The following is a 22,099-nucleotide window of genomic DNA, read 5'->3' on the forward strand; positions in this document are numbered from 1 at the left end:
ATGTTGAACTCAATTCTCAATCAGATTCTCAAAACCTCAATTGTCCAGCGTTGGTTCATAGTTATCTCTGCAATTTTAGTAACGCTGTGGGGAGTATTTACTATCACTCAGATGCCACTGGACGTGTTTCCTGAATTTGCACCCCCCCAGGTGGATATTCAAACCGAAGCGACTGGACTAGCTCCAGAGGAAGTAGAATCACAAATTACTGTACCGATTGAAAGTGCGGTGAATGGTTTACCTGGGGTAACTACGGTGCGTTCTTCCTCCAAAGTCGGGCTGTCGATGGTGCAGGTGGTATTTGACCAGGATGCCGATATTTATAAAGCGCGGCAATCAGTAACAGAACGACTCCAACAGGTGACCAATCAGTTACCGGAGGGGGTGCATCCGCCGGAAATTTCACCGTTAGCATCACCATTAGGCACAATTTTACAATATGCCTTTACTGTAAATGGGCAGGGGAAAACCTCGCTGATGGATTTGCGCCGTCTGGTGGATAGCACCCTTAGCAACCAAATTTTATCTGTGCCAGGAGTCACCCAAGTTACCGTTTACGGTGGGGATGAACGACAGGAACAGGTGTTAGTCGATCCAGAAAAATTGCGATCGCTCAATGTATCCCTGACCGAAGTTACCAATGCTGCCAAGGGCGCAAATTCTAATGCTCCTGGTGGCTTTTTAATTGGTGGTGGTCAAGAAATGTTGGTGCGCGGCATTGGGCAGGTGAAATCAGTTACAGATTTGCAACAATCTGTGGTAAAGGTGCAAGATGGTAAACCGATTTTGCTCAAAGATGTAGCGCAGGTACAAACGGGTGCGGTACCAAAGCGGGGGGATGCAAGCTTTAATGGACAACCTGCTGTGGTGATGATGATCAACAAGCAGCCAGATGTTGATACTCCCACCGTCACCAAAGCAGTAGAAGCGGTAGTGAAATCTTTGCAACCCACGTTTCCCGCCGATGTGCAGGTGAAACAAACCTTCCGCCAAGCTAATTTTATTGATATTGCCATCCACAATGTTGGTGGCTCTTTAATCGAAGGCATCATCATTGTGTCAATAGTCATGCTGCTGTTTTTGATGAACTGGCGAACAGCGATGATTACCCTAACGGCGATTCCTTTATCTTTGTTAATTGGTGTGATGTTACTAAAAGCTTTTGGCTTAGGTATCAACACTATGACTCTGGGTGGATTGGTGGTAGCGCTGGGTGCGTTTGTCGATGATTCAATTGTGTATATGGAGAATTGCTATCGTGGACTGCGAACCAATCAACTTCAGAGTCAGCCCAAGCACCCGTTGAAAGTAATTTTTGATGCCTTTGTAGAAGTGCGGTTGGCAGTAATTTTCTCAACGGTAATCATCATCGTTGTCTTTGCACCAATTTTTAGCTTGACCGGAGTTGAAGGACGGATTTTTGCACCAATGGGGCTGGCTTATTTGCTCTCAATTGCAGCTTCTTTAATAGTGGCAATGACCTTAACTCCTGCCCTCTGTGCCATTCTTCTAGCAAATCGCACCTTGCCTCAAGAGAACACATTCGCTTCGCGCTGGGCAGAGCGATTGTATCGTCCACTACTCAATCTGTCGCTGCGATTACCGCAAATCATTCTAGGTGTAGCACTTGCAGCTTTAGTTGCTGCTTTTGCAATTATTCCTTCCTTGGGACGGGTGTTTCTTCCCGAATTTCAGGAAAAATCAATGGTTAATTCAATGGTTTTGTTTCCTGGTGTTTCCCTAGAAATGACTAATCGAGCAGGGATGGCATTCTCCAATGCGCTCAAGGATAATCCTTTGTATGAGTGGGTACAAGTCCGCGCCGGACGTGCGCCAGGAGATGCAGACGGGGCGGGAGTGAGCATGGCTCATGTGGATGTAGAACTGAGCGATCGCGCGTTGCAAAATCGGGAAGCCAGCATCAAACAATTGCGGCAGGAGTTTAATAAACTGCCTGGTGTGGCATCTAACATTGGTGGATTTATTTCTCACCGCATGGATGAAGTGCTATCTGGAGTCAGAAGTGCGATCGCAGTGAAAATCTTTGGCCCAGATTTAATTGAACTACGGAAAATTGGCGAACAAGTACGAGATGTGATACAGCCGATTGCAGGAATTGTAGACTTGCAACTAGAACCCCAACTACCAATTCGTCAGGTACAAATTCATTATGATCGGGCGGCAGCAGCTACCTATGGATTGAATATGGAGCAGTTGTCAGAAGTTGTGGAAACTGCTTTAAATGGTCTTGTGGTGTCGCAAGTAGCAGAAAATCAGCAACTCATTGATATTTCTATTTCTGTAACCGAAAAAGCTCGTAATAGTTTAGATGCCATTCGCGCTATTCCCATCACTACGCCGACAGGAAAAACTATCCAGTTAGGCGAGGTTGCGAAAGTAGAGTATGGTATGGGAGCCAATGTAGTGAATCGGGAAGATGTATCCCGGCTGATTGTGGTTTCGGCGAACGTTGCCGAGCGCGATTTGGGCAGTGTCGTTGGCGATATTCAATCCCAAATTCAACAGAAAATCAAATTACCTAATGGCTACTTTATCCAGTACGGCGGACAGTTTGAATCGGAACAACGAGCAACTAACAACCTACTAGTATTTAGCCTTTTGGCGGCGATTGCGATCGCAGTTTTGATGTTCTTCTCGGTAAAATCGCTTCCCGCTACCATCGCTATCATGCTCAATCTGCCACTAGCACTAGTGGGTGGGATTGTTTCTATTGTGCTGACAGGTGGCGTAATTTCAGTTGCTTCCTTGGTTGGCTTCATTACCTTGTTTGGTGTCGCTGTCCGTAATGGTTTGTTACTAGTTGACAATTACAACAGCAAGTTTGCTCAAGGAATGCACCCTAAAGATGTCATTATCAAAGGTTCATTGGAACGAATTGATGCCATCCTGATGACGGCGCTGACTTCAGCATTAGGAACATTACCCTTGGTACTCTCTAGAGGAGCCGGAAATGAAATTTTGCAACCATTGGCAATTGTCGTGTTGGGCGGTTTATTTACCTCTACAGCATTAACTTTGCTCGTGATTCCTGCGCTCTATGCTCAGTTTGGCAAATACTTAATCCCCAAACAGCCTGCTAACAATGAAATAAGTTTGCCTTTGAATCCCGATCCACAATATTGGTAAATTCATCAGCAACCAAGCCCAATACTTGTCGGTGAAAGTGAAAAAGGGGAATGGTTCAAGGGAAAGAAAAAACCTTTAACCTTTTCCCCAAAACCAATTTTGAGTTCAAAACCCTTAACCGAGTAGTATTGCCACCGAGCCCATTCTTGCCCATATTTCTGCAAATTAGAAGTGAAAGCCACTCCCTCAAAAGTGGATGAAAATAGCTTCCTCTGGGTTCCAATCAGCACCTTGACAGAATTCATCCACCCAAGAAGATACAGTAGTAGCATTACTAATATGTGAAAGTTTGACTTTCTTGGGTATGGGTGGTAATTGCACCTTCAGGGATTTACCATTGCTAGGACGCTGAATATTGAGACCAAGAGATTGCAGTGTTTTTTCATTGACAGATACTTCAGTAGGCTGGGCTAGCGGCTCTATTTGCTGTGCTGGTAAAATCTCATCTGTGGGTTTTTCCGCCAGCAGCGTTGTAGCAGCAGACTCTCGACTCACCGCCGTAGCCACTGCAAATGATGATTCCGGTTGGCGAACTACGCTATTAGTTACCGTAAAAGATGGTACAGCAATTTTTGTGGGGGTGCGATCGCTCAGGAACGGTTCGGAATTTAATATTCTTGTAGGAGATTGGGAAGTGACTGCTAAATTATCGGTAACTAATAATACAGGCTCTAATTTATCCTGAATTGCTTCTAAAGGCTCGGCAGAAAATTGGTCAGAAACAATATAATCATCTTGATTAATTAAATCTAACTCTTCGTCAGGATTGAAGTTCAAACCCAATGCCCTAATTATTTGATCAGGGTTATTATTGAGTTCCATAATAAAACCAAGTATTTGATCAAACTCAGGTTCTAAAACAGACAGAGTAGCCAACATAAAACCAGATGAAGGTCGGCGCAGACCATCATAAGTAGCCCAAATCCGCATTTTTACTAACCAGGGCCGGTTTTGTTGATAATAACTCAGCCACTTCATTTTCAATGATTGACGTAGCTGTTGAATGTTCATTGGCTTCCTCACTTCAGTCAACAAAGAGTGCAGACTTGATATTTTTAAAACAGGTTTATCCTTGGGGATGAAACCGATAATAAAGCATCTGCTTGACTCTTTGATCACCTATTAAGTGTTGTTCTACCAATAGAGGTACTTCGCTTGGTTGAACTCGGCTATACCAGATCATCTCAGGTAATACCAGTACCATCGGCCCGCTACCACATTGTCCCAAACAGCTGCTAGATGTAACGATGACACCGGGAACGGGTAAAGCAGTAAAAGCCGCTAACACATCTGCTGCGCCTTGTTTTTTACAAGTGCGGTTTTGACACACCCGCACGCATTTTGGCACAGCAGCAGGATTTATTGTGGGGAACTGTGGCTGAGTAGTGTTTGACATGGGGATTGGGGACTGGGGACTGGGGAACTCGGGGCCCCCTCTGGGGATAAGGGGTAATGGGGATTGGGGATGGGGATTGGGGATGGGGAAATTAATTATTTTTGACTCTTGTACAGACGCAATGAATCGCATCTCTCCAACAGACGCGATGAATCGCGTCTCTACAATTTTTAACTAATCTACGGAAAGTCCTTTAGAGGCAAGCCATTCGCGGTTGAATATGCGGGACTGATAGCGAGAACCGCTGTCACAGAGAATGGTGACGATGGTGTGTCCTGGGCCTAACTGCTTGGCTAATGCAACAGCCGCAGCTACATTAATCCCTGTGGAACCACCCATTAACAAACCATCTTTTCTCAGCAGTTGGTAAACTACTCGCAAAGCTTCTGGGTCATCTATCTGGATTGCATCATCGGCGGGTGCGCCTTCCATATTGGCGGTGATGCGACTGTTACCAATACCTTCGGTGATGGAATTACCTTCCATCTTGATTTCACCTGTTTTAATATAGCTGTAAAGTCCGCTACCAAGGGGGTCAGCAACAACGCATTTAACAGCTGGATTCTTTTCTTTTAGGTAAAGTGCGACACCAGCAAATGTCCCACCAGTACCAGTAGCAGCTACCCAGCCGTCAACTTTACCATCTGTTTGTGCCCAAATTTCTGGGCCTGTGGTTTCATAATGGGAATTGCGGTTGGCTAAATTATCAAATTGGTTTGCCCAAATCGCGTTGTCTAACTCCGCCGCAATTCTGCCTGAAAGCTTAACGTAGTTGTTGGGGTCTTTGTAGGGAACAGCAGGAACCGGACGAACTTCTGCACCTAGTGTTGTAAGTGCGTCTATCTTTTCTTGGGATTGGGTATCAGGAATAATAATGAGGCATTTGTAACCTTTGGCATTGCAAATATGCGCCAAGCCAATGCCAGTATTACCAGCCGTACCTTCAACTACTGTACCACCAGGCTTGAGTAAACCTTTCTTTTCTGCGTCTTCAATAATATACAGTGCAGCTCGGTCTTTAACGGAACCACCAGGATTGAGAAATTCGGCTTTAGCTAAAATTTCGCACCCTGTTTCTTCACTAAAGCTGTTGAGGCGAATCAGAGGTGTGTTACCAACTGTGCCTACGAAGCCATGTTTGACATCCATATTTGACCGTACCTAAATTATTTTCTATAAAAATTTTGGCGTATACTGGCGGCAGTATTTATAGTTTTTTTAAGCCTTCCATATCTAATTTTAGCTTGCAATTCTAATTGACAATTTTCCCAGTCCCCAATCCCTAGTCCCCAGTCCCTAATCCCCAATCCCCAGTAAAGTAGCGATTATACTGAGGCTTTATAAATTTTAGTAAAATAAAATACATTTATATGTCATGATTACTTAAATCATGTCATTGTCCTAAACGGAGTGGACAGTAATGGAAAGCGATAGCGAAGCGCAGCAGAGAAGCGCAGAACGCAATCAAGAACTGGAACAGCGCGAACGTGAAATTCGACAACGAGAAGTAGAATTAAAACTCCGGGAAATGGAAGCAGAAATTAATCCACCTGTTTATAAAACTGTTAAGCATCAGCCGGAAAAGCTATCTCAGCCGTTGTTGAAAAATATCATGCTGGGTGCTGCACTAGTACACTACGGCGTAAATAAACATACCATTCCCAATGGTGCAAAAGATATAAGTCTTTTCTTTTGACTTTTGAACGCCAGTTGCTACAACGGGGGGAACCCCCGCAACGCACTGGCTCCTTTTGACTTCCGAGCAGCGGCGCTGGTATGGCTAGCTTACAAGCTGTTTCTGGAATCTTCTAAAAATCAACCTTAATTAGGGTATGAATCTGATGAGTAATCAAGTTGCAACTGATCAATTTATCAATGATTTAGAACGGGTTGCACAAGTGCGATCGCAAATGGCTGATTGTCTAAGTAAACTTGCAGATACAATTAATCAAGCTGAATTAGTTGGGGAATCTTCTTCAGGGAAACTCAGCCTAGAACGCGATATTGAAGATATTGCAGCAGCTAGCAAAAATCTCAAGCAAGGTGTATTTCGTCTGTTAGTTTTAGGCGATATGAAACGGGGTAAAAGTACGTTTCTCAATGCCTTAATTGGGGAAAATTTATTACCCAGTGATGTTAATCCCTGTACAGCAGTCTTAACTGTATTGCGCTACGGCCCAGAGAAAAAGGTTACAATTCATTTTAATGACGGGAAAAGTCCCCAAGAATTAGATTTTCAAAGCTTTAAATATAAATATACTATTGACCCGGCTGAAGCCAAGAAACTAGAACAAGAGAAGAAACAAGCATTTCCTGATGTTGATCATGCTGTAGTTGAGTATCCCTTAACACTATTAGAAAAGGGGATTGAAATTGTTGATAGTCCAGGATTAAATGATACGGAAGCACGTAACGAATTATCTTTAGGTTATGTCAATAATTGTCATGCTATCTTATTTGTGATGAGAGCATCACAACCTTGTACTTTAGGCGAACGGCGGTACTTAGAAAATTATATTAAAGGTCGAGGCTTAACAGTATTCTTCTTAGTCAACGCCTGGGATCAAGTGCGGGAATCATTGATAGATCCTGATGATACAGAAGAGTTAAACGCCGCCGAGAATAGATTACGACAAGTATTTAAAGCGAATTTGGCAGAATATTGTCATGTAGATGGACAGAATATTTATAATGAGCGAGTTTTTGAGCTTTCCTCAATTCAAGCACTGAGAAAAAGATTGAAGAATCCCCAAGCGGATTTACAAGGAACTGGCTTTCCAGAGTTTATGGGAGCATTGAATACTTTCCTCACTAGAGAACGTGCGATCGCAGAATTACGACAAGTCAGAACTTTGGCGAGACAAACTTGTAATCACACCCGCGAAGCTATCGAAAGACGCTTACCTTTGCTAGATAAAGATGTTGATGAATTGAAGGAGAGAATTAACTCTGTAGAACCAGAGTTTAAGAAGCTAACCAATATTGGCGATCAATTCCAAAAAGAAATTATCAATACTAGAGATACACAAGCAAGAACAATTTCAGAATCTTTTCGCAGCTACGTTTTAAATCTAGGTAATACCTTTGAAACCGATTTCTTGCGCTATCAACCAGAATTAAATTTGCTTGACTTACTCAGTAGCGGTAAACGGGAAGCATTTAATGCGGCGCTGCAAAAAGCCTTTGAACAATATATTACTGATAAATTCTCTGCTTGGACTTTAACAGCGGAAAAAGATATTAATGCAGCATTTAGAGAACTTTCTCGTAGTGCTGCACAGTATGGCGCATCCTATAGCCAAGTCACAGATAAAATTACCGAAAAATTAACTGGACAACAAGTAAAAGTTCATTCCACAGGTACGCCAGAAGATGATACATCTCCGGGTTGGGCAAAATGGGCGATAGGATTATTATCCTTATCACAAGGAAATTTTGCGGGTGTAGCTTTAGCTGGTGCAGGGTTTGATTGGAAAAATATTTTATTGAATTACTTCACTGTAATTGGCATTGGCGGCATAATTTCGGCAGTTACAGGGATTTTTCTCGGCCCTATTGGATTTGCATTACTAGGCTTAGGAATAGGCGTTTTACAAGCAGATCAAGCACGTAAAGAATTAGTCAAAACTGCCAAAAAAGAATTAGTGAAACATCTTCCACAAGTAGCCAACGAACAATCTAAAACTGTATATGATGCAGTAAAAGAATGTTTTGACTCTTACGAAAGAGAGGTTACTAAGCGGATTAATGAAGATATCACATCTCGTAAAGCAGAATTAGATAATTTGCTGAAGCAAAAAGCCTCACAGGAAATAAATCGTGAAAGTGAATTAAAGCGGTTAAAGAATTTGCAGGAAGCAGTAATAAAAGAACTGCAAAAGATTGAAGCAACTTACAGCAACTTATTAGCTTATTACAGCTGAGATAATTTCCTCTGCTTTGAATTTATTGCCCAGATACCCGAATTCTTTCAGAATTCGGGTATCTACATCCAAGGAAACGAGAGAGCAAATATGCAACCACAATACCAAGATTATAAAGAGCTAATCAATTCATTAAAATCTGCATCTACATTAATAGGTTTAGATAGTAAATCACAACTGCATCAAGATATAACTGCGATTTCTAATTATTTAGCTAATCCTAACTTTCAGATTGCAGTATTTGGCCCTTTTAATCATGGTAAATCTACGCTGCTCAATGCCATATTAGGAAATCGCACTTTACCGATAGATTTAATTCCCACTACTGGCGCAGCAATTAGCGTCAAATATGGGGCTGATTTACAAACGCGCATCATCTTAAAAGATGGTACTGAAATTGAGCGTGATGGTACAGAAATTTTGCAGCAGTTTGCCATTTTGGATGGTAACAGACAGATGCGCCAAGATGTAGCATCTGTAGAAATTTTTTGTCCTCATCCTTTTTTAGCAAGAGGTATAGAATTACTAGATTTACCCGGTACAAATGACAGAGAAGCCCAAGATAATTTAGTCCGCGATCGCCTGCTGACTACAGATTTAGTTATACAATTACTTGATGCGCGTAAGTTAATGACTTTAGGCGAACGCGAAAATCTGCGCGATTGGCTATTAGATCGGGGTATTAAAACCGTTATTTTCGTTGCTAATTTTATTAACTTACTCGAACCAGATGAGCAGCAACAAGTGCAAAATCGTCTGCTGTTTGTTGCAGAAAGTTTTCGCGCCGAATTACCGCCAGGGTTTAGTAATTTATATCGTGTGGATGCTTTACCAGCGTTAAGAGCTAGATTAAAAGGAGATGTGGCTCTAGCTACTAGTAGTGGCTTAACTACCTTTGAAGCAGCGTTGCAAAATATTGTGGGTATTTTACAACAAAATCGCGGTACTGTACGCTTACCCAAAGTACAGGCGATCGCATCTCAAATTCAATTAAATTTAAAAGCTAAAATTGACCCCCTTCTTAGCGAAGTTAGCTCTTTTGATGACAAACAAACTGCAAAAATTGCAATTAAACAAAAAGCTGCAAATCTTATTCAGCAAGGTTTAAATAAGAGTATTGATAATTTACGAACTTGGCTAAATTTAGACTCATTACTAAAAAAATATCAAACTGATGCCACAGTAGCAATTGCTGAAAATAAGTTTAAAACTTGGCAAACAGATATATTAAAAAAAGACTTAACAGAGTTACAACGCTCGATAATGAAATGGCTATATCAAGCTTACGAATTTTTTCAAGAAGAAAGACCAGAAGATTTATTAATTCCCTTACCCAGCGAACCCCAAATTAATCTACCTCCTAAGCCAAACAATAGCAATGATTTAAGTGAAACCGGTACAGTAGCAGTTGGTAGTGGTATTGGCTGGTTATTAGGTGGGCCTGTAGGTGCGGCTGTCTTAGGAAGTATTTCTTATTTATTAAATAAAAATATTCAAGATGCTGACGACAAATCAGCGAAGGAATCCTATCATCAGCAAGTTGCTCAAATTTGCATAAATGCAACTGAAGATTATTTCACTCAATTGAGTCATCAAGGATTAGCAATCTTAGCTGAATATGAAGCAAAAGCTAAAAAAGTAATCCGATTTGTAGGTAGCCAAGAACCACTGGAAATTGCTCATAAGCGGCAAAATTTGCAGCAGTTACAAAATAATTTTAATCAATTATGGCAAGAGTTAAATAAAGCTAAGATATCTACTAATTATCAACCTTATCGAGAAATACCAAAATATACGCCATATACCCCACCAGCAGAACCAGAACAAAGGACTTACACAAAAGTAGAAGAGAAAGCGAATAGTTCTGCATCCTCTACATATCGCACTTCTACTCACCGCGTTAATACTCCTCCCCCACCCAAGGCTTCACCATCTCCCAATCCAGCCGAAGTGGAAGCAAAATTCCGCAATTGGGAACTAGATGAAGAAATAGCGCGGATGAAAGCAGAAATGCGTTCTCCGGGTTATCAAGCTAACAAACAAAGCAATACAAATCAAAATAACTATACATATCAGCAGCCTAAAACTCAAGCGGAAAAAGACAAAATTACTCGTGCATATTCAGTTTTAGGATTGCAAGCTGGTGTTTCATTTGTGGAGGTAAAACAAGCTTACAAAAATTTAGTGAAAAAATGGCATCCTGATTTATTTGTTAATCAGCCACAATTACAAAAACAAGCTCAAGATAAAATGCGGCTAGTTAATGAAGCTTATACAATTTTGTCGGAAAAATTTCAATAAAATTATAATATTTTGGATAAATAGTAGGGTGCGTTATAGCGAAGCTGAACTTAACATATTTATTGCTAATCTCATTAGCAATATAAGGTAATATGCTTGGGTTAAGCTCATTAGCGATTGATTTGTCACTTATTAAAAAAGCTAGGTAAATTGGGGGATTCTCCCCCAAACCCCCGATTGGGTGACGGTTGCGTCCCCCAAACCCCCTCCAAAATTATTCTTCTGTTTTTTTGTCGAGTAACTACTTTTTTGGTTTTGTTATCAATTAATTTTCTTAACTGAACTGTATTTTAATATAAGGAAATTAACCGCAGATAGAAGAAGATGAACACAGATAAACGCAGATGAATTTAAGCGTTAATATAAATTATTAATAATTTATAACTCATAATTGATACTACCAAACCTTACTCATATTCAAAACGAAACCAGGTAACACAGGATCGCCGCTAATAGTATCAGGATGATCTAAACATTCTGCTGGGTTACCAGGACGATAAATATAAACTTGACGATGTTTGCGATCAATTAACCAGCCTAACTGTACCCCAGGTTCCCGCATATATTCTTCCATCTTGTCTTTGAGAGGTTGGAGATTATCGCTAGGCGATCGCAATTCAATCACAAAATCTGGACAAATAGGCGCAAACTTTTCTTGCTGTACGGGGGAAAGACTATTCCACCGTTCCAATTTCATCCAAGAAGCATCCGGGGATCTATCTGCACCTGTTGATAGCTTAAACCCTGTACTGGAGTCAAAACAAATACCAGTACCATCTTGTTCTGCCCAAACTCCTAGCTGTAAGGCAATATTAAAGTTACGATTCCCTGATTCTGAACCTGTAGGCGGCATAATCGATATTTCTCCTAAATTATTACGCTCAATGCGTAAATCGCGATTCACCTGACAAAACTCAAAGAATTGTTCGTCTGTCATTTGCATTGATGGCGGAATTTGCAACACCAAGGGAGATGAGAACATAATGCTTACCAGACTAACTTTTATCTTTATTCTGACCTAAACAAGCAAAGGCGCAAAGTTTTACCTTCGCGCCTTAACAGCAAAAAGTTTGAAGTAATAAGACTTACTTGTTAGGCTGAGGAGTCAAGCGCAGATAGGGTTTAACTACCTCGTAACCTTTGGGGAATTTCTCCTTCAGCACTTCTGGATCTTTAAGTGAGGGAACAATTACAACCTTATCCCCGTCTTTCCAGTCAGCTGGTGTCGCCACGCTGTAATTATCTGTCAGTTGCAGAGAATCAATTACCCGCAACAGTTCATCAAAGTTGCGTCCTGTGCTAGGAGGGTATGTGAAACTCAGACGTAGCTTTTTATTGGGATCAATAACAAAAACAGATCGCACTGTCACTGCTGCGTTGGCATTAGGATGAATCATATCGTAAAGGTCAGAAACCTTACGATCTGCATCTGCCAAAATTGGGTAGTTGAGAGTAGTGTTTTGGGTTTCTTCAATATCACCCACCCATCCGTTATGGGATTCTACATCATCAACGCTGAGAGCGATCGCTTTGACATTGCGCTTGTCAAATTCTGGTTTCAGCTTGGCAACTGTACCTAGTTCAGTGGTGCAAACAGGTGTATAGTCAGCAGGGTGTGAAAACAGCACAACCCAGCTGTCACCTGCCCATTCGTAAAAATTTATGTCGCCGTGTGTAGAGGCTTGCGTAAAGTTGGGTACTGTATCACCTAGACGGAGAGTCATGAGAACTTCCTGTAATTAGAAAGGCATTAAGTATTCTACTATGTGATCGTCACATAAAACCCCGGTTCACCAATCGGGTTAAGTGGCTGGTAAAGAAATGTGATTTTACGTAATTTCGTGTAAAGAAGCTCAATAAAAATAGGGCATGGGGCATTGGGCATGGGGGGTATGGAACAACGTTGTTAACGTAGAATCTGCTGGTATGCTGAAATCATTTGACGAGCGATCGCATTCCAGCTGTAATGTTGTAATGCATATTGCTGGGCGTTGAGTCCCCGACGCTGGCGTTCTGCCGGGTTTTGCAAGGCTGTTTGTAGTAAATTGACTAATACCTGTACATCTAACTCCCCAACCCATCCCGATTCGCTTTCACTCACCTGGTGACAAATATGCACCTGATCGGAAATTACCACAGGTATCCCGGCTACCATCGCCTCAGCCACTGCAATACCAAAGTTTTCATAGTAGGAAGGCAAAACGAAGACATCGGCAGCTTGCAGTAAACTAGCTTTTAACTCACCTGTAACAAAGCCAGTAATTGTAGTGTGCGATCGCAGTGGTGAATTTTGAATTTGAGAAATGATACTTTGTTCATAATCTGGATCTTGGGGATTTGTCCCAGCTAAGACAAAGTGAAAATTACGACCAGCAGTTAACAGCTTTTCTAGCGCCGGAATTAACAAATTCAACCCTTTTTTGGGGTCAATTCGCGACATAAATAATATTACAGGTACATCCTGGGGAATTGCCAATTTTTGCTGATGTGTTGCTAATTGTGGCGGAACCACACCCAAAGGAATCACCAAATCTTGCGTCGCTACCCCAAATCTGGCTGATATTTTTGCTTCTTGATCACTAGTAAAATGAATAGCCGCCGCACCAGCTATATTTTGACGTTCAATAATTGCAGCATAAAGCTGTTTTAATAACTTTTTCTTGCGTAAATCAGATGGATCGAGAGTTCCTAAAGGACGCAAAATATAAGGTAACTTTTGTTGACGGCAAACAGTTGCAGCCGCACTACTAACAGGAGAAAATAAAGCATGAATATGGGCTATATCATACTCACGAGCGTGACGTTTTAACCACTTAAGTAAATCTAGCGAAAACTTATAACGACGAAATGGCGCACAACGGAAATAGATAATTTCATAACCATCTTGTTTTATCGCTGTATTTAAAGGAACATCTAAAGGTTTTTGTCCAGTATCGCCATTACTATCAGTTGTAATTACCGTAACTTCCACCCCCTCCTTTGCCAAAGCAGGAGCCAACCCTAATACCATTTGACTAGGGCCGCCATAAATAAGAGAAATAGAAGGAACAATATGTAATACTTTCATAATTTTATCCTTAACATAAATAGCTCTGATAAAATCTCCGCACCCCTTTGCGTTAAAAAATAAAATTCAACAATCTCTAATAAAATACAGTTCAGTTAAGAAAATTAATTGATAACAAAACCAAAAAACTAGTACAACAAGGCAAAAGTAAAAAGTCAAAAGTCAAACGATTTTGGATTTTGGATTTTGGATTTTGGATTGACCCCGACCACAAGGGTGCAGGGCTTGAGGATTTTGGATTTTGGATTTTGGATTTGTTTCACCCACAAGGGGTGAGGCATGAACCAAAAAAATCTAAAATCGGCAATCTAAAATCTAAAATTGGCACGGTCAAAAGTCAAAAGTCAAAAGAAAGAATACTTATACCACCAGCCTTTTAACAAATTACAGATTGTCTGTTTCTCTTACAAAGTTTGGCGGGACGGAAACCGACACCGCCAACTTTGCGCTATTTACGCCCCAGAGTACTAGTTACTCAACAAAAAAAACAGATCAATAATTTTGGAGGGGGTTTGGGGGACGCAACCGTCACCCAATCGGGGGTTTGGGGGAGAATCCCCCAATTCTTCTGGCTTCTTGAATAAGTGACAAATCAATCACTAATAAGCTTAACCCAAGCATATTAATCTCTAATAACTCTTAACAAGTCCCCGATAAAACTCTAATTGCTGCTGCGCCAAAGCCTTATTTGTATATTTATCCATTGCTTTTTGATAACCCATAGCCCCAACTTTGTGCCTTAACTCCGGATTATCAATTAATTGCGTTAAGCAATTAGCTAAAGCTTGGGCATCACCTTCTGGAAAAATCAAACCAGCATCCCCAATCACATGAGGAATTTCGCCAGAATTAGAACCAATCACAGGCACTTTACAAGCCATAGCCTCAATAATTACATGACCAAATTGTTCTTTCCAGCCCGCCGCAGTTAAAGTTTTAAATTTGTAAGTGGTTTCAGATGGCAGTACTAAAGTATCCATTAAATTGATATATTGTGGCACTACATCATGGGGAACACTTTCAATAATTATGACTCTATCTTGAATTTGATTCTCTGCAGCTATTTTCAGTATTTCTGCCTGTAAATACCCTCGTCCCAGCAACAGTAATTTCCAAGGTTTATTTTTGATAGATATTAAGGACTGCAATAGAGTTAACAACCCCTTTTCTGGTACGAATCTGCCAACAAAACCTACTACAAATTCATCGGAAAAAATCCCCAATTTAGCTGCTAACTCTGGTTGAGCTTGGGGAGTAAAAACACGTTCATCGACACCCAACTGTGGCATCACCTTAATCGCCCCCTGGTAGCCTCGCTGTCGTAAAACTTCCGCCCCATCCTGATTACCAGAAATAATGCCGTGGCTATTATCTAGGTTAAATTTTTCTAAAAAACTAGCAGGAAATTTGAGTTCATACGGCAAATTCCACCAAGTAAAAAATATATTTTTCGCCTGCAAGCCCAAGATTTTATTTAAAATAATCATCTGAGTATAAGCTAGCCCCCTAGAGGCTTGCTCAACTTGAATCACTTGGGGACGAAATTGCTTTAACAAAGCGATTAAATCAGCCCCAAATGTGAGCAAGCCTTGATGATTTTGGCTAAAGTTAGAAACCGGGACTATTTTAAATGCACCTTCATCCCTGTATTGAGTTTCAATAACTTTATTTTGGACACCACCAGGTCGCCAACGTTTAGGAACAACAACCGTCACTTCAATCCCTGGTTCTAATTGCGATAAAGCGCGTAACTTTTCACAGTTTAAATCTACAATATAAGTATGACTAGCAACTAAAATTTTCATATTTCATTTAATTAATAAACGTAGGGTGCGTTACGCTGTCGCTAACGCACCATTAACTTTTTAAATAAGAATTCTCTATATCTGCGTTTATCTGCGTTTATCCTCTTCCATCGGCGGTCAAAAATAACTAAAACTCCGGATCAAGCCGACTGTAAATTTGCCCATCATTCCATAATGATTGAATCACAGTCCCCACAGCCTTGAAAAAACCCAGAATATAGAAAAAGCCACGAGTAGCGATTTTGATGGGAGAACCGCTTTTATGACAAGGAGGTCGCCCCAAGACGTGACAATCAAATAAACGGGCGTATAGACGTAAAGCTTGGCTAACAGTGAGGTTCTTCAACCCCAGTAAAAAATGATTGTGGTAAAAAGTGAGTTGATACTGGAGCGATCGCATACTAATATCATGACAACCTCCAGTTTCTTCACCCAAATGCACTAAATCGGCTTCTGGATCGTACCAAATCTTATATCCTGTCTGTCTCAGCCGCAAACAAAAATCCGATTCTTCCCGTACCGCACTACCGCGAAACCTTTCGTCAAATCTCAGCCCATATTTAGTAAAAATTTCTCGCCGGAAAGACATATTACAACCCCTCGCAGTTAATACCTGCTGGGGTTTGATGGTGTGGACTAAATCTATATGATACCAAGCAATTCCAGGGTCCATTGCTTGGGGAGGTAAATATTCAATTTCCAAATCTCCCCCAGAATCACCTAATTTCATTCTGTCAAATACTCTCCCAGCTACAGCCCCCACCTCTGGATTTTGCAGATAGTTTTTCACATGGGCTGATAAAAAGCCGGGTTTTAATTGGACATCATCATCAATAAATAAAATTATTTCACCCTCTGACCGTCGCACTCCATAATTTCGTGCGCCTGGTAAACTCGCCCAATCTAAGCGGAACCATTTAATCTTACCTGCTGTTGCCATTTCTTCGAGATAAGCTTGAATTTCTGGTTCATGTTTTGGAGTTTGGTCTACAACTATAACTTCAAAATTGGCATAATCTTGTTTGAGAATATCTGCAATACTATCTCGTAAAGCTTCTTCACGATAATAGGTAGGAATAACAACAGAAATTAACGGTAAATCACTCATATTTTTATATAGAAAATAACCTAGTTCAAAGCTGCGGCTTCTGCATACAAACTATCAAATAACTCATTTTGCTTTTCGGCATTATGGTAATTTTGCATTTGAGTTAATGCGCCAGCACTGAGAGATGCATAATGTTCTTGTTTATCTGTTCGTTCCAGAAAATGTAAGATTTTCTGCAATGCTTGCTCTGCTAAATCATCATAGGTGCTATTTAATATTTCCCAATATTCATTAGTTTTAGTTTTTTCCCCATGTAACCAATTATTCCAATGGCGAATTTCATTTAGTGGTAATTTTAAGTGATAGCCATTTTCATCATCATGAACAAACTCTGGTAAGGCGCATATATTGGTAGTAATTGCCGGAGTTGCAACCGAAAATCCTTCGAGGACACTATAGCCGTATGTATCATGTAAAGTAGCTAAAATTTGAAAATGGCTTTGGGCAAGTAAATCTAAAACTTTTTCATTAGGGATACTTTTATGAAAAACTACATTATCCAAATCTAATAGCTTTAAATCTGCTGTATATTTTGACTGGTCAGGAAAATCTGTAGGTACTCCGGAACCATATCTTAAATTAGAAATAATATGTACCTTAATAGGTAACCCTAAAGCTTCAGCTTTTTTGGCTAATCTTAAAGCAACAATTCCACCTTTTCTCGCTAAATGGTTACCGACAAATATCAGTTCAATGTTTTCGCCATCTTTATAAGTTTTAGGCTGATGAGCTTTAATTGCAAAATTAGGATGAATAACAGTTAATTTATTTTTTAATTTCTCGCTAATATTCCATTCTGAAACGCGATTTGCAAACCTCATTTTGGCATAATCAGATATGGCAATTATTTTTTGACAATTTTTTAGTGCTAAACGGTTATTTAAAATTGGATAAGCTATTTCTTCTAATTTGTTTTGGGGATTTCTATATAAAAATCTATGGTCTTCAAAAGTAACGAACCAAGGTTTATTTGTATATTCAATTCTATTGAAAGCGTGAACAACTTGAAACTTTTTCCAAAAAGGCTGCCAATAACTAAAGCTATTTAAGGGATACCAAATTTTTTCTAAAGGATACCTTCCTGAAGGAAATTGTTTAGGGCGAATTAATATATGTTGAGATGTGCGCGGCAGGTTAGGAGTACTAAGATGTCTTTCTCCTGCTATAATTACCTTTGCCATTTTTTATATATTAAAATTACAAATTATTAATCAAACTGAATCTAGCCTAGTCTACAGTTAGGTATCTGCCATCAGGGAGTTTACGGGAGTGTTCTCAGTAGTTCTTCGCAGTAATTTTGAGGAGGTTTAGGAACGAACTGCATTTGGTAAAGCTGTTCCCGCAGTGTAGGCACGAATTACGCTAAGGAAACAGGAAAAGAAGGGAAATAGAACAGTTAACTCACCAAGCAAAACTTAATGGGACAAATTACTAGGTAAATTCTACCTTGACATTAAATTTGCAATTATAAAAGAGGCTTTTTATTTACTTTATTCTGCGCTTCGCTACTAGCTTTTTCTTGTTTATCTATTAGTGGTAATTTAAACAGAATTCCGGCATAAAACCAGTAATAAACAGCAACTGGATCGACATCTAGAGGATAATAGTAAGTGTTGTAACTAATAAATAAGATAAATACCCACAAAGCAGCAGCATGACTGCGTAAATTCCGGTTTTTGATGGAACGATATGTTTTGAAGGCTGATGTTGTGAGGGCGGTGACTAAACCTAAAAACCCTAAAACTCCCAAAGTTCCTATTTCATACATTACTTTAGGATAGTAAGTTTCTATGAGTTTAGTAGAACCCATAGAACGAGCAGAATTAGTAGCCCTTCCCAAGCCATTTCCTAAAGGTCCAACATTTTTTAAGTTGTCTTCAAATTGCTGAATAATAAAATCTTGGGGTGGTGAGGCTTCCCAACGACTGGTAAAACTCTCGGTTCTTTCTTGGACTACAGCCGGGTTAGTCACCATTGCAATCCCCAGAATTAAAGCTAATCCTATACCAATGGGAATAAAGCGTTTGAGGTTGGCAATTTGACCTGTTAAAAATAGCAAAGCCACAAAACAAGTTGGTACTAAAGCTAAGGCAATTCTCTGTCCAGAAATCACCGCATTAATAAATACTGATGCTAAGGAACCTAACCCAATTAATCGCCAAAAAAGTGCAGGATCTGTGAAGCCAGTAGCAAAGCTAAAAAAGGTACTAGAAATTAAAAACCATGCCCATTGCCAAGGGGCAACAAATGTTCCAGGTAAACGAATAACTCCTTCTTCTGGACTGTATAATAATGAGCCACCAAAGTAACATCGAGCCTCTAATGTGGCTCTAAATAACAAATCACCTTCAAAACCTCTAGTACCTTGACAGACACCAGTTAGTAATAATAAATATTGAATAACTCCCAATACACAACAGATAAGTGTGAGGACAACCTGTAATCGTGATAATAATAGGAAATCTTTTTTATTACGAATAAAATAGTAAGCACAAGTAATTAGAGGTACATAACCTAAAAATACTTTTAATCCTAAAATTCCCAGCCCTATAGGAAATTCCTTTGGTGCTTTTTGCAGCGGCCCTACAGCGGGTGGGTTGAACTGTTGTCCAGCATTCACAAAAATCAAAGTTAATAAACACAAGCCCAATAAAATTAACAGGGGCGTTTTAATTGCTTTGGGAATAATGAATGGTAATCCTTGCTGACGACAACTTTGCCAAACTCCAATTAAAGCTGGAACATAGAAAGCATCTTTAGCTAATTGCAGTACAGGACTATTACCCAGGTAATAAGTGATAGTACCGCCAAAGGGGACGTAAATGATAAAGGCAAGCAGGGCTTGACGAGGATATTTATAAGATAAAGCTAGAATAATTATTCCTAAAACACCAGGAACTGCTACCTTCATTCCACCAACGAAAAATAGCAGGATGCCAAAAAAGACACCGCTAAAGGAGGCTTTGGTTAGTAAACTCGTGAATTCTTTTTTTGCTATATTAGCTTGCCGCTTTTGGGCTAACTGTTCTTTCAGACTCAGCTGAGGTTTTTCTGATTGCGATTGCTTTTTTGATTTGGAGGATTTTTTCTTGGGTTTCGCCATGAGTTTCAGTTCTGAGTGCTGAGTTGTGAGTCTATGTAACTCAGCACTTCAGCACTGGTTATCCTAGATGTTGCTGGACTTGTGATACCAATTCATTTGTCCAATGGTTAGTCAGTTCCGCATTGGCCGCTTCCACCATAACCCTGATAACTGGTTCTGTGCCAGAAACACGGACTAAAATTCTGCCAGCATCACCCATTGCTGCTTCGGCTTGGGCGATCGCTTTTTGTAAAGGTTCGCAATCTTTCCATGCTAAACGGCGATCGCGATCTAGGACTCGCACATTCCGCAATATTTGGGGGTAGGTTTGGAAGCTTTGGTCTACCATTTCATGTAGGGAAATGCCAGCTTCTTTAATTAAGGCTGCTATATGTAAGGCTGTTAATAAGCCATCACCAGTAATGCCATAATGACGACATAAAATATGACCAGATTGTTCGCCACCTAGCATTCCCCCATGACGCAGCATTTCGGCTTGCACATACTGATCGCCGACGGCGGTGCGAATTAACTTACCACCAATTTGTTGCCAAGCTTTCTCAAAGCCTAAATTGGCCATAACAGTAGAAACAATCAAATTCTCGGGCAATTGTTGCTTTTGCTGTAGATGGCGACCCCAAAGGTAAAGAATGTAATCGCCATTAACTTGTCTACCTTTACTATCTACAGCCAAAACGCGATCAGCATCACCATCGAAAGCAAAGCCTACATCAGCATTGTGTTCTTGAACTGTGGCTTGCAAAAATTCTAGGTGAGTAGAACCACAATTAACATTAATGCGATCGCCATCTGCTTGATTATGCAAGCAAATTACCTCTGCCCCCATTTCTGTAAATACCTCCGGGGCTAACCCAACTGCTGCACCCCAGGCTAAATCTAAAACTATCTTCATCCCTTGCAGATTCACCTCACTCTGTAAGGGTTGTTTTAAAGCCTCGCTATAATCTCCAATTAACTCTTTACGTGAATAATGCCGTCCACAATGACTGACATTCGCCACCGCTGACATATTACCGCGCAGTCCCGCCTCAATTTCTGCTTGCAATGCTAGAGGTAACTTGGCACCATTCCCACCAAAAACTTTAATTCCATTATCCTCTGGGGGATTATGACTGGCAGAAATCATCACACCACCAATGGCATCACTCATGCTGGTAAGATAAGCAACGCAGGGAGTAGGGCATAATCCCAAATGCCAAACTTCTACACCTGCTGCGGTTAACCCAGCACTCAAAGCCATTGCTAACATATCGCTGGAGTTTCTAGAATCCTGTCCCAGAATAACTGGCCCTGGATTAGCAGCATGACTACGCAACACAATCCCCGCCCAAAAACCTACCTGCAATGCTAAAGGCGCATTCAGTAAGTCTCCAACTTTGCCGCGAATCCCATCTGTACCGAATAAAGGATTTTTGGGCAGTACTATTAAATTCCGCTCCGAATTGCTTTCAATATTCTCAGCCGCAGTCAAACCTTTTTGAATGCCGCCTTGAGTCCGAGTTATAGATGAAACCATAATTTTTAAAACTCCACACACTCACACAGGAGAATAACACTTTACACTTTGTTAAACAATTTTGGGGAATGGGGCATTGGGCATAGGGCATTGGGCATTGGGCATGGGTAATTGGTAATTGGTAATTGGTAATTGGTAATTGGTAATTGGTAATTGGTAATTGGTAATTGGTAATTGGTTTTCTCCCTTTTCCCCCTCATCTCCCTCATCCCCAGTCCCCAGTCCCCATTACCCCTTATCCCCAGAGGGGGCCCCGAGTTCCCCAGTCCCCAATCCCTAGCCCCCACTATATACTTCTTTCAAAGGGAGACAATTGATTTTAAACAGACTGTTATTCAGTAAAAATACTTATGAATATTCATGGCTAATTATAAAGATTTCCTAAGCGATTTATTGCCTGAAATTGATAAATAGTGTCTGCAACCATCACTAGTGTTGATAATTAGCTGGACTATCAACTTCATTATTATCGCTAAGTATTAACACGTTAAACTAATGTATACTGTAAAGATATGGTAAAGAATGCTATTATTTAGCACTCATCATTTAATAAAGCCTTTTTAGCCGATAAAAAGCCGATTAAAGCCTAAATTAAACAATGCAAGCTCTGCATTAGTCAAGTGGAAACAAAAGTTCACTAAGGCTGAGTCTGTTAACTAGGCAAAAAGTAAAACTTCTGGTTGCTTAAGAATTTTTAATATAAATTCTCATCAAATGGTTCTAATGTAACGTT

The 22,099-nt window shown here is 40.4% G+C and carries 16 protein-coding genes; 4 read left to right on the forward strand and 12 right to left on the reverse strand.

From position 1 onward, the window contains the following. A complete protein-coding gene (locus HG267_RS02060) occupies positions 1-3,147 on the forward strand; it encodes a CusA/CzcA family heavy metal efflux RND transporter (RefSeq protein WP_045870931.1) in 3,147 nt (1,048 codons plus the stop codon). 186 nt (positions 3,148-3,333) lie between these two features. Here the strand turns inward: HG267_RS02060 and HG267_RS02065 are convergent, their stop codons facing one another. The 3 genes from HG267_RS02065 to HG267_RS02075 all read right to left on the reverse strand — a co-directional run bounded on the left by HG267_RS02065 (position 3,334) and on the right by HG267_RS02075 (position 5,692). Continuing rightward, positions 3,334-4,158 (reverse strand): DUF5331 domain-containing protein, encoded by an 825-nt coding sequence (locus tag HG267_RS02065; protein ID WP_045870930.1) that lies wholly within the window; start codon positions 4,156-4,158, stop codon positions 3,334-3,336. A 55-nt stretch (positions 4,159-4,213) separates the two neighbouring features. Continuing rightward, complete coding sequence (locus HG267_RS02070; RefSeq protein ID WP_045870929.1) at positions 4,214-4,543, reverse strand: (2Fe-2S) ferredoxin domain-containing protein; 330 nt, start codon at positions 4,541-4,543, stop codon at positions 4,214-4,216. A 174-nt stretch (positions 4,544-4,717) separates the two neighbouring features. Next, complete coding sequence (locus HG267_RS02075) at positions 4,718-5,692, reverse strand: cysteine synthase A (protein ID WP_045870927.1); 975 nt, start codon at positions 5,690-5,692, stop codon at positions 4,718-4,720. 271 nt (positions 5,693-5,963) lie between these two features. On the opposite strand from HG267_RS02075, the gene HG267_RS02080 reads away from it, so the two are divergent. From HG267_RS02080 to HG267_RS02090, 3 genes are all read left to right on the forward strand, one after another. Then, on the forward strand, positions 5,964-6,239 hold the full coding sequence (locus HG267_RS02080; protein WP_045870926.1) for a hypothetical protein: 276 nt from the start codon (positions 5,964-5,966) through the stop codon (positions 6,237-6,239). Positions 6,240-6,384: 145 nt separating this feature from the next. After that, complete coding sequence (locus HG267_RS02085) at positions 6,385-8,466, forward strand: dynamin family protein (RefSeq protein ID WP_045870991.1); 2,082 nt, start codon at positions 6,385-6,387, stop codon at positions 8,464-8,466. Positions 8,467-8,556: 90 nt separating this feature from the next. Then, complete coding sequence (locus tag HG267_RS02090) at positions 8,557-10,767, forward strand: dynamin family protein (protein WP_045870925.1); 2,211 nt, start codon at positions 8,557-8,559, stop codon at positions 10,765-10,767. A 397-nt stretch (positions 10,768-11,164) separates the two neighbouring features. On the opposite strand, the gene HG267_RS02095 is transcribed toward HG267_RS02090, so the two are convergent. The 9 genes from HG267_RS02095 to HG267_RS02135 form a co-directional block, all read right to left on the reverse strand. Beyond that, complete coding sequence (locus HG267_RS02095) at positions 11,165-11,749, reverse strand: Uma2 family endonuclease (RefSeq protein WP_045870924.1); 585 nt, start codon at positions 11,747-11,749, stop codon at positions 11,165-11,167. Between the two features lie 103 nt (positions 11,750-11,852). Further along, positions 11,853-12,491 carry a peroxiredoxin gene (locus HG267_RS02100; protein WP_045870923.1) on the reverse strand — a complete coding sequence of 213 codons (639 nt, stop codon included), beginning with the start codon at positions 12,489-12,491 and terminating at the stop codon, positions 11,853-11,855. Positions 12,492-12,673: 182 nt separating this feature from the next. Continuing rightward, positions 12,674-13,834: a hormogonium polysaccharide biosynthesis glycosyltransferase HpsP gene (gene hpsP, locus HG267_RS02105; RefSeq protein WP_045870922.1), complete on the reverse strand. Its 1,161-nt coding sequence runs from the start codon at positions 13,832-13,834 to the stop codon at positions 12,674-12,676. A gap of 629 nt (positions 13,835-14,463) precedes the next feature. After that, positions 14,464-15,639, reverse strand: a complete 1,176-nt coding sequence (hpsO, locus tag HG267_RS02110; protein WP_045870920.1) for a hormogonium polysaccharide biosynthesis glycosyltransferase HpsO — start codon at positions 15,637-15,639, stop codon at positions 14,464-14,466. A gap of 127 nt (positions 15,640-15,766) precedes the next feature. Continuing rightward, positions 15,767-16,747, reverse strand: coding sequence for a hormogonium polysaccharide biosynthesis glycosyltransferase HpsN (hpsN, locus tag HG267_RS02115; RefSeq protein WP_045870919.1), 981 nt, complete (start codon positions 16,745-16,747; stop codon positions 15,767-15,769). A 20-nt stretch (positions 16,748-16,767) separates the two neighbouring features. Then, the gene (locus HG267_RS02120; protein ID WP_045870918.1) at positions 16,768-17,928 is read right to left on the reverse strand and encodes a glycosyltransferase family 4 protein; all 1,161 of its coding nucleotides are present in this window, start codon (positions 17,926-17,928) and stop codon (positions 16,768-16,770) included. A 284-nt stretch (positions 17,929-18,212) separates the two neighbouring features. Then, positions 18,213-19,850, reverse strand: a complete 1,638-nt coding sequence (hpsL, locus tag HG267_RS02125) for a hormogonium polysaccharide biosynthesis protein HpsL (RefSeq protein ID WP_045870917.1) — start codon at positions 19,848-19,850, stop codon at positions 18,213-18,215. Positions 19,851-19,908: 58 nt separating this feature from the next. Then, a complete protein-coding gene (gene glmM, locus HG267_RS02130; protein ID WP_045870916.1) occupies positions 19,909-21,366 on the reverse strand; it encodes a phosphoglucosamine mutase in 1,458 nt (485 codons plus the stop codon). 41 nt (positions 21,367-21,407) lie between these two features. Continuing rightward, positions 21,408-21,566, reverse strand: coding sequence for a hypothetical protein (locus HG267_RS02135; protein WP_210403099.1), 159 nt, complete (start codon positions 21,564-21,566; stop codon positions 21,408-21,410). Between the last annotated feature and the right edge of the window lie 533 nt (positions 21,567-22,099).

This window comes from Tolypothrix sp. PCC 7601, assembly GCF_025677855.1.
GTDB lineage: Bacteria > Cyanobacteriota > Cyanobacteriia > Cyanobacteriales > Nostocaceae > Aulosira > Aulosira diplosiphon.

Bases quoted from the DNA above. Each gene is read 5' to 3' on its own strand.
- HG267_RS02060 (WP_045870931.1), top strand. From the start codon at position 1: ATGTTGAACTCAATTCTCAATCAGATTCTCAAAACCTCAATTGTCCAG.
- HG267_RS02065 (WP_045870930.1), bottom strand. From the start codon at position 4,158: ATGAACATTCAACAGCTACGTCAATCATTGAAAATGAAGTGGCTGAGT.
- HG267_RS02070 (WP_045870929.1), bottom strand. From the start codon at position 4,543: ATGTCAAACACTACTCAGCCACAGTTCCCCACAATAAATCCTGCTGCT.
- HG267_RS02075 (WP_045870927.1), bottom strand. From the start codon at position 5,692: ATGGATGTCAAACATGGCTTCGTAGGCACAGTTGGTAACACACCTCTG.
- HG267_RS02080 (WP_045870926.1), top strand. From the start codon at position 5,964: ATGGAAAGCGATAGCGAAGCGCAGCAGAGAAGCGCAGAACGCAATCAA.
- HG267_RS02085 (WP_045870991.1), top strand. From the start codon at position 6,385: ATGAGTAATCAAGTTGCAACTGATCAATTTATCAATGATTTAGAACGG.
- HG267_RS02090 (WP_045870925.1), top strand. From the start codon at position 8,557: ATGCAACCACAATACCAAGATTATAAAGAGCTAATCAATTCATTAAAA.
- HG267_RS02095 (WP_045870924.1), bottom strand. From the start codon at position 11,749: ATGTTCTCATCTCCCTTGGTGTTGCAAATTCCGCCATCAATGCAAATG.
- HG267_RS02100 (WP_045870923.1), bottom strand. From the start codon at position 12,491: ATGACTCTCCGTCTAGGTGATACAGTACCCAACTTTACGCAAGCCTCT.
- hpsP (WP_045870922.1), bottom strand. From the start codon at position 13,834: ATGAAAGTATTACATATTGTTCCTTCTATTTCTCTTATTTATGGCGGC.
- hpsO (WP_045870920.1), bottom strand. From the start codon at position 15,639: ATGAAAATTTTAGTTGCTAGTCATACTTATATTGTAGATTTAAACTGT.
- hpsN (WP_045870919.1), bottom strand. From the start codon at position 16,747: ATGAGTGATTTACCGTTAATTTCTGTTGTTATTCCTACCTATTATCGT.
- HG267_RS02120 (WP_045870918.1), bottom strand. From the start codon at position 17,928: ATGGCAAAGGTAATTATAGCAGGAGAAAGACATCTTAGTACTCCTAAC.
- hpsL (WP_045870917.1), bottom strand. From the start codon at position 19,850: ATGGCGAAACCCAAGAAAAAATCCTCCAAATCAAAAAAGCAATCGCAA.
- glmM (WP_045870916.1), bottom strand. From the start codon at position 21,366: ATGGTTTCATCTATAACTCGGACTCAAGGCGGCATTCAAAAAGGTTTG.
- HG267_RS02135 (WP_210403099.1), bottom strand. From the start codon at position 21,566: ATGAGGGGGAAAAGGGAGAAAACCAATTACCAATTACCAATTACCAAT.